9 protein-coding genes are annotated in these 9,123 nt (G+C 49.9%); all 9 read left to right on the forward strand.

Translation table 11 applies throughout. The features are described from left to right. The coding region (locus ACLTD4_RS31490; protein WP_412331866.1) for an acetamidase/formamidase family protein at positions 1–472 on the forward strand (472 nt) is incomplete at its 5' end. A gap of 81 nt (positions 473–553) precedes the next feature. Further along, positions 554–1,606 (forward strand): branched-chain amino acid aminotransferase, encoded by a 1,053-nt coding sequence (locus tag ACLTD4_RS31495; protein ID WP_320991386.1) that lies wholly within the window; start codon positions 554–556, stop codon positions 1,604–1,606. A 385-nt stretch (positions 1,607–1,991) separates the two neighbouring features. After that, a complete protein-coding gene (locus ACLTD4_RS31500; RefSeq protein WP_117621709.1) occupies positions 1,992–2,885 on the forward strand; it encodes a hypothetical protein in 894 nt (297 codons plus the stop codon). A 111-nt stretch (positions 2,886–2,996) separates the two neighbouring features. Beyond that, a complete protein-coding gene (locus ACLTD4_RS31505) occupies positions 2,997–3,365 on the forward strand; it encodes a hypothetical protein (RefSeq protein WP_117621710.1) in 369 nt (122 codons plus the stop codon). A 179-nt stretch (positions 3,366–3,544) separates the two neighbouring features. Further along, complete coding sequence (locus ACLTD4_RS31510) at positions 3,545–4,456, forward strand: AEC family transporter (RefSeq protein ID WP_055653059.1); 912 nt, start codon at positions 3,545–3,547, stop codon at positions 4,454–4,456. A gap of 105 nt (positions 4,457–4,561) precedes the next feature. Beyond that, a complete protein-coding gene (locus ACLTD4_RS31515; protein ID WP_117621711.1) occupies positions 4,562–5,947 on the forward strand; it encodes a sodium-dependent transporter in 1,386 nt (461 codons plus the stop codon). 111 nt (positions 5,948–6,058) lie between these two features. Next, positions 6,059–7,291: a glutamyl-tRNA reductase gene (hemA, locus tag ACLTD4_RS31520; protein WP_117621712.1), complete on the forward strand. Its 1,233-nt coding sequence runs from the start codon at positions 6,059–6,061 to the stop codon at positions 7,289–7,291. A gap of 21 nt (positions 7,292–7,312) precedes the next feature. Further along, positions 7,313–8,296: a porphobilinogen synthase gene (gene hemB, locus ACLTD4_RS31525; protein ID WP_181988556.1), complete on the forward strand. Its 984-nt coding sequence runs from the start codon at positions 7,313–7,315 to the stop codon at positions 8,294–8,296. After that, positions 8,293–9,123: glutamate-1-semialdehyde 2,1-aminomutase (locus ACLTD4_RS31530; protein ID WP_412331867.1), on the forward strand; the 831-nt coding region annotated here is incomplete at its 3' end. The genes hemB and ACLTD4_RS31530, both read left to right, overlap by 4 nt.

The raw sequence follows: 9,123 nt of genomic DNA on the forward strand, positions 1-9,123 counted from the left end.
TCACATGGATCACGGCGGAATTATGGACTGCACCCAGATAAAAAAGGGCGCCGTGCTGTACCTTCCTGTCTTTGCCGAGGGCGGCCTTCTGTCCATGGGAGATTTTCATGCCATCATGGGCGACGGGGAAGTGGAGGACTGCGGCCTGGAGATCGAAGGCCGGGCTACGGTTCGCGTCGATGTGGTTCGGAACGAGTACTGCGTCCCATATCCCATGATCGAGACGGAGGACCGTCTGATCACCATCGCATCGGCGGAAGATGTGGAAGGCGCCTGGCGGGCCGCGACGAGACAGATGTATGATTTTATGAAAGAAAAGATTGGAATGGAAGTATCGGATGCCGGCATGCTTCTGACGATGACAGGCAATCTGATTATCTGTCAGACCGTGAATCCAATGAAAACCGTTAGAATGGAACTGCCTCGTTATATAACTCAGAGTTATGGCTTTTATTCGATCTTTGGCTCCTGAGGAAAATGTCTTGACTTTTATATGGAAAAGTATAATAATGAAAAAAATTAAGAATTGAATTAAAAATGAATCAGGAAACAAATCAACGAGGGAAAGAGGAAGATACGTATGGAAAAGAAAAACATCGACTGGGGAAATTTAGGATTTGGATATATGCAGACAGATAAAAGATATGTATCCAATTTTAAAGACGGAGCTTGGGATGAGGGTACTCTGACCGAGGATGCGAATATTGTATTAAATGAGTGTGCAGGTGTTCTGCAGTATGCGCAGACCATTTTTGAGGGCTTGAAAGCATATACTACCGAGGATGGCCGTATCGTAACCTTCCGCCCGGACTTAAACGGAGAGCGTATGGAGAATTCCGCCAGAAGGCTTGAGATGCCGGTATTCCCGAAGGAGCGTTTCGTGGAGGCCGTTACGAAGACAGTGGCGGCCAATGCCGCATATGTGCCGCCATTTGGAAGCGGAGCGACGCTCTATGTCAGACCGTACATGTTTGGAAGCAATCCGGTTATAGGAGTGAAGCCGGCTGATGAATACCAGTTCCGGATTCTTACCACACCGGTAGGTCCTTACTTCAAGGGCGGCGTGAAACCGCTCACCATCTGTGTCAGCGATTTCGATCGTGCGGCGCCTCATGGCACAGGCCATATCAAGGCAGGCTTAAACTATGCCATGAGCTTACATGCGATCATGGAAGCCCACCGCGCCGGATTTGACGAGAATATGTATTTAGACCCCGCGACCAGAACGAAGGTGGAGGAGACCGGCGGAGCCAATTTCCTTTTTGTGACTAAAGATAAGAAGGTAGTTATTCCGAAGTCTGAAAGTATTCTGCCGTCGATCACACGCCGTTCCCTGATGGTGGTTGCCAAAGACTATCTGGGACTGGAAGTGGAGGAGAGAGAAGTGCTTTTGGAAGAGGTGAAGGACTTCGCGGAATGCGGACTGTGTGGTACTGCGGCTGTTATCTCTCCTGTGGGCAAGATTGTGGATCATGAGAGAGAGATCTGCCTGCCGAGCGGTATGAGCGAGATGGGAGAAGTGACGAAGAAGCTGTATGATACATTGACCGGGATTCAGATGGGAAGAATTGAGGCGCCTGAAGGGTGGATTCATGTGATTGAATAAGCCAGGGGGGGGGGACGCCCTAAAGCAGAAAGACGGGAAAAGGAAAACGTTCGTTCTCCCGTCCCTCCTGCTCCCCGGACCACCCGGAAGGTTCGATAAGGCTTTTGGATTGCCTTTTGTTTGAGATTATGGTATAGTTGTTTTATTAATTTCCATTTATATCTGGAGATCTAATGCCAGTTACTGGCATCATGGCTGTTCGGCCGAAGCGTTCACAGGGAATATAGAATTGGGGTCAGAAATTGAATAAAAGAAAGGGAGTGGTCTGTTTATCGTTACTGGATGCAGGCTTTCGCAGGGTATCGGATATTAGGGGCCTCTATGGTAATGGTTAAAAAATCTGTTGAAAAGTACAACTGGTTTCAGTATAATGGAGGTAAGGAATATGGTAAAAGTGAATAAGAAATACAAAGACAGATTATTTCGAATGGTATTTAGCCGGAAAGAGGAACTGCTTTCCCTGTATAACGCGATCAGTCACTCAGAGTATACCAACCCTGAAGAGCTTGAGATCAATACGCTGGATGATGTAATCTACATGAAGATGAAGAATGATCTCGCATTTCTGATTGATGATGTTTTAAATCTCTGGGAGCACCAGTCGACCTGGAATCCTAATATGCCGGTTCGCGGCACATTATATATCGTAGAGGAATACAGAAGGTACATTGAGCAGAATGGACTTAATCTCTACGGGAGCAGGCTGATTACGCTTCCGATTCCTCAATTTTATGTGTTCTATAATGGTCTGAAGGAGGAACCGGATTACATCGAACTGAAGCTTTCGGATGCATTTTCCCGCGTTCATTCCGAACTGGAGCCGTGTATGGAGTTTAAGGCGATTATGATGAATATTAATCGCGGTCATAATGAGGGGCTGATGAAGCAGTGTTCGACACTCAGGGAGTATGCGGAATTCGTGGCGCGTATCAGGGAGAGGACGAAGGATGGAACGGCGCTCGGGACGGCGATTGAGGACGTGATGGATTCCTGTATCCGGGATGGAGTACTGGCGGAATTTTTGTCGATCCACAGAGCGGAGGTGTTCGAGGTGCTGTTGACGGAATATGATGAGCAGCGGCATATTGCCGATGAAAAGGAGTTGAGCCGCAGGGAAGGTAAAGAAGAAGGCAGAGCGGAAGGTACCTTAGAGAAAGCGCATGAAGTAGCAGTCAATCTGTTTGCCAAAGGTATTAGCGCGGAGGAAGCTGCCTCGATATGCGGAGAAGACAGCAGTCTGGTGGCGGAATGGCATCGGGAATGGGAAGCAGCAAAATAATGGGAACAGAATAAAAGAACCGGAACAGACAAGTTTTGATGGAGCTTGCCTCGCTGGGTAATCAGTGGGCAGCTCCTTTTGTCATGATAAGAGGAAGGCGGGAGATGTCAGATGTCTTACATAACTTATACCGATGCTGAGATGGAGATTGTGAAGAGCGGGATAGAGGCCATAAGGAATGTCCTGATGGGAACGGATATGGGGAAGAAGGAGAGCCTTCTTTTCTGTCTGGACCGTTTTCTGGATCCGTGGTTTGGGTATCAGCTGCCGTATCAGGACGCCATTGTGGACCTTCTTCAGGTGGTCATCGTCAGTGACAATACGCTTTCCGTGAAAGAGGCGGCGCTGCAGCTGATCTGCGATTACGCATGGCCTCCGTTTCCGGTTCTGGAGGAGAATTTTGAGCGTGTGGAGGCGGAACTGAGGCCGGATGTCTCTTATGCAATGCATATGGACAAAGAAATTGAAACGGATTCGTAAATTACTCTTTACAAAATGTTCAGAACAGGTTAGGATGAAAATTGTGTGCAAATTTTAATGGTATCATAGCTACTATGTCATTCTGAGTTTTGTATTCTGGACTCAGAATGTGGATTGAAAGAAAGAAATAAATAAGAAGCAAAAGATGGCCGGGATCAATGGCCGGGAGGGGACTGGATATGACAGCAGTACTGACAAAAGCGTTTGCGTTTGTTGCAATCATCGCCATGGGCTATATTCTGAAGCGGGTGGGATTTTTTCACGCAAAGGATTTTTACCTGATTTCCAATATCGTGATTAAAATAACACTGCCGGCGGCTATTGTATCGAATTTCAGCAAGATAACCATGGATTATTCACTGCTTGCCATGTGCGTAATCGGACTTCTCTGCAATTTTGTGACGATCGCCGTCGGATATGGGATCAATATAAGAAAGCCGAAGGAGACGAGGGCCTTTGCCATGCTCAATATGTCGGGCTACAATATCGGAAATTTCACCATGCCCTTTGTGCAGAGCTTTTTAAGCCCTGTGGGATTTGCGGCCACCAGTCTGTTTGACGCGGGCAACTCCATTATGTGTACGGGGATGACGTTTACACTGGCAGGTATGGTGGTGGGAGAGGATGAAAAGCCGTCTCTCCCGGGAATGACGAAGAAGCTCTTTTCCTCGATTCCGTTTGACGCATATATCGTCATGACAATTCTCAGCATTTTAAAATTGCAGCTTCCGGCAGTGATGATCAGCTTCGCGGATACAGCGGGCGGCGCCAATGCGTTTCTGGCGCTCCTGATGCTTGGGATCGGATTTGAAATCCACATGGACCGGGAAAAAATTGCACAGATCGTGCAGATTCTCGTGATGCGCTACGGCATTGCGGTTCTGATGGCGGTTGGCTTTTATTTCTTTGCCCCCTTCGGGCTGGAAGTGCGCCAGACTCTGGCAATCGTGTCTCTGGGGCCGGTGGCCTCGATCGCTCCGGCATTTACGGGGGCCTTGAATGGAGATGTAGAGATGGCGAGCGCGGTCAATTCCCTCTCCATCATCATAAGCATCGCAGCGATTACAGCCGCACTTATTATACTGCTGTAAGTCAAAAACCCCGCGGCAGTCGTCAGGTGGACCCGCAAGCGCGCCCGCCTGACTCGTTGCTCGCGGGAATAACAAAACGAACAGACAAGAGGAGTACAGGAAACTATGCATCAGAAGAGAAGCCAGTGGGCAAGCAACGTGGGATTCATACTGGCGGCGGCAGGTTCTGCCGTCGGCCTGGGCAATATATGGAAGTTTCCGGGAAAAGTGGGGACGTACGGCGGAGGCGCGTTTATTCTCTGCTATATCATTATCGTCGCTCTGATTGGTTTTCCGGTAATGCTGGCGGAATTATCAATCGGAAGGAGGACGCAGAAAAATGTGATCGGGGCGTTCCGGCAGCTGGATAAGCGATTCACATTCGTGGGAGGAATCGGCGTTCTGACTCTCTTTGTCATTATGTCTTATTACAGCATTGTTGGCGGATGGGTGATGAAATATATCTGGGTCTATGTGAGCGGCGCGCATTTTGGGGCAGCGGCGAATCCGTACCAGACGTATTTCGCGGACTTCATTGCGAAGCCGGTGGAACCGCTTCTTTGGGGAGCGGCATTTCTTTTTCTCTGTATCTATGTGGTGGTAAAGGGCGTGTCTTCAGGAATTGAGCGTGTCAGCAAGGTCCTGATGCCGGCACTGTTTCTCCTCCTTTTGGCCTGCGTGATCCGGGCAGTCACGCTTCCGGGGGCGAAAGAGGGACTTACCTTTATGCTGACCATTCGGCCGGAGTCGTTTAACGGCAACACGCTGGTAGGGGCATTGGGACAGGCCTTCTTTTCCCTTTCCGTGGGCATGGGGATCATGGTGACGTACGGTTCCTATGTTCCGAAGGACGATCATCTGGTGAAGAGTGCGGTCAGCATCTGCGCATTGGATACCATGGTGGCTATCCTGGCGGCCTTTGCGATCATCCCGGTTGTGTTTGTCACGCTGGGAGCAGAGGGACTGGGAATGGGCGGCGGCTTTGCCTTCATGGCGCTGCCGGAGGTATTTGCCGGATTTCCGGGCGGCAGGCTGTTCGGACTGGTATTCTTTATCCTGCTGTTCTTTGCGGCGTTGACCAGTGCGATCAGTATTCTGGAAAGCTGTGTGGCATTTATCAGCGAAGAGTTTCATTTCAGCAGGCTGAAATCCACGATTGTCTTATCTGTTCCGATGACGGTGCTGAGCGCCGGATACTCCCTGTCGCAGTCCGATGCGAGAGGCATTAAGCTTCCGTGGCTCGATTTTTCACAGGGCTTTACCATGCTGCCGATGAATGCAGTGATGGAAAAATTTACGGACAACCTGATGATCCCTCTGGGCGCTCTGGCCTTCTGCCTGTTTGTCGGATGGGTATGGGGGACGAAGAACGCGGTGGAGGAGATCGAATCGGAGGGAAGATATCCGATGGTGATGAGGAGAACGTGGAGTTTTATCGTGAGATTTCTGGCGCCTCTTGTAATCGCGGTGATTCTTTACTTTACGCTGGGGCGCGGTGAAGGGCTTTCCTAAATATTGCCGTGCGCCGCGGAAACAACAAAAAATGATTCATATTCCTTTATAAATCGTGTGGGGCGGTTTCGGATGAGTGTTTATATTTTTACATGATACGGAGTGAGAAAAATGGGAATTTTTATGATAGGAATTGATCACAGCAGGGCAGCCGTAGACATTCGTTCCGTATTCGCCTTTACGAAAAAGAATGCGGCTGAGTTTATGCATCGGCTTAAAGCAGAAAAAGGCGTGGCAGGCTGCGTGGTGCTGTCTACATGTAACCGGACCGAGCTGTATGTGAGCATTCGGGAGGAATATTCCATTTCACTATATGATTTTTTGTGCAGAGAAAAGGGGATTTCAGGAGAGAAGTTTAGAGAGTATTTTACAGAGCGGAAAGACACCGCGGCGGTGGAACACTTATTTTATTTATCCAGTGGACTTAAGTCCCAGATTCTCGCAGAAGACCAGATCATTACTCAGGTAAAGGATGCCCTTGCGCTGGCAAGAGAGGAATACTGCACAGACGGACTTTTGGAGGTCCTTTTTCGTATGGCTGTGACTGCGGCGAAAAGAGTGAAGTCTGAAGTCACATTTTCCAGAGGAAATTCCTCCGTCATTGACTATGCGATCCGGTTTCTGGAGGGACAGGGATTTTCCCTGGAAGGAAAGAACTGCATGGTGATTGGAAACGGCGAGATGGGACGGGTGGCTGCCCTGGCCCTGAAGGAGAAAAATGCAGATGTGACCGTTACTGTCCGTCAGTATAAGAGTGGTGTTGTAAAGATTCCGGAAGGGTGTAAACGGATCAACTACGGAGAACGTGCGGAACTGCTCGGCAAATGTGACCTGGTGGTGTCGGCCACATCGAGCCCTAATCATACCATTACGAAGGAACTGGTGGAAAAGGCAGGCCTTTTGGGTCCTGTAGTGATGATTGATTTAGCGGTGCCGAGAGATATAGAGCAGGAAGTGGGAATGCTCGACCGCATTACACTTTATGACATGGACAGCTTCCAGGCGCCGTCACTTTCTGTACAGATGGCGGAAAGCTTTGGCCAGGCCGGAGCAATTTTAGAAAAATATATTGACGAGTTCTACGGCTGGTTATCAGGCCGCGATGTGATCACTGAAATTCAGAAAATTAAGAGCTGTGCGGTGAATGATCTAAATGTCAGAATCGAAAAGATATATAAAAAAGCGCCTTTGGGTGAAGAAGACAGCAACCTGTTACTGGAAGCTGTGGATGCGGCGGCCGCAAAAGTAGTAAATAAGATGCTTTTCGGTCTGAAGGAATCTTTGGATCAGGAGACCTTCAGAGCATGTTTACAAGCACTTGAGGGACTCTATGGAGAATGCTGATATGACTGGAGGAAACGGAAGATGGACATGAATGTAAGACCGAGACGGCTGAGAAAGAATGAACCGCTCAGGAGAATGGTGCGGGAAACAAGAATGGATAAGAGTTCTCTCATTTATCCCATGTTTGTGCGGGAGGGGATCAATGTGGAAGAGGAAATTCCGTCCATGCCGGGACAGTACCGTTATAGCATTGACAGATTCTTATTTGCGTTAAATCAGGTTCTGGAATCTGGTGTGGATAAAGTGATGCTGTTTGGTATTCCTAATAAGAAAGATGAGGTGGGAAGCCAGGCATACGCGGAGGATGGGATCGTTCAGCGGGCGCTTCGGGAGGCCAAAATGCGGTTCCCGGAAGCATATTTAATCACGGATGTATGCCTGTGTGAATATACTTCCCACGGCCATTGCGGCCTGTTGTGCGGCTGTGAGGTGGACAATGACAGCACACTTTCACTTCTGGCCCAAACGGCGCTGTCCCATGTGGAAGCGGGGGCGGATATGGTCGCACCATCAGACATGATGGACGGCCGCGTAGGGGCCATCCGGAGAAAGCTCGACGATAGCGGGCACTGGGATACCCCTATCCTTTCTTATGCGGTGAAGTATGCTTCCGCGTTTTACGGGCCGTTCCGCGAGGCGGCAGGTTCAGCGCCGTCCTTCGGTGACCGGAAAGGATATCAGATGGATTACCATAACCGAAGAGAAGGGATCAAGGAAGCCTTGCTGGATGCGTCTGAGGGCGCTGATCTTTTGATGGTGAAACCGGCGCTTGCATACTTGGATGTGATTGAAGAGGTGAAGAGGAGTACACTTCTCCCCGTGGCGGCATACTCCGTCAGCGGGGAATATGCCATGGTTAAGGCGGCCTCCGCAATGGGATATATCGATGAGGCGAAGATTATCTGTGAAATGGCGGCTGGAACATACCGTGCCGGAGCAGACATCTATCTGACCTATTTTGCGAAGGAACTGGCAGGCTTTATGGAAGAAGGGAGAATCGGATGAGTTCAAGATCTGAAGTGTTATTTGAGCGCGCCCTGAAGGTGATTCCGGGCGGTGTCAACAGCCCGGTAAGGGCTTACGGCGCGATTGGGGAATCCCCACGTTTTATAAGTAGAGCAGACGGCTGCCGGATATACGATGTGGACGGGCGTGAATATACGGACTATATCTGTTCCTGGGGTCCCATGATTCTGGGCCATAATGATGAACGGATCCGGGAGGCGGTCATTCGCGCCTGCGAATCGGGATTGAGCTTTGGCTGCGCGACAGAGCGTGAGGTGGAAATGGCGGAATACATCTGTGAACGGATTCCCCATATCGATATGATCCGTATGGTAAACTCCGGTACCGAGGCTGTGATGAGCGCTGTGCGTGCTGCACGCGGATTCACGGGGAAAAACGGGATAATCAAGTTTGCTGGGTGTTACCACGGTCATAGTGATGCTATGCTGGTCAGTGCCGGAAGCGGCGTCATGACGAGCGGAGTTCCGGACAGCGCCGGAGTTCCGTCTGGCTGTACACAGGATACCAGGATTGCTGTCTATAACGATTTAGCCAGTGTGAAGAGTCTCCTCGAAGCGGAGAAGAATGAGATTGCAGCGATTATCGTGGAGCCGGCAGGCGCGAATATGGGCGTGGTTCCTCCGGCTGATGGCTTTTTAGAAGGGCTTCGCAGTCTTTGCGATGAGTATGGCGCCATGCTCATTTTCGATGAGGTCATCACGGGATTCCGTCTGGGCTTTACCGGAGCGGCAGGCTTATTTGGAGTGGCGCCGGATTTGGTTACCTACGGCAAGATTATCGGCGCGGGAATGCCTGTGGGCGCATAT

The sequence above is a fragment of the Hungatella sp. genome (assembly GCF_046966825.1).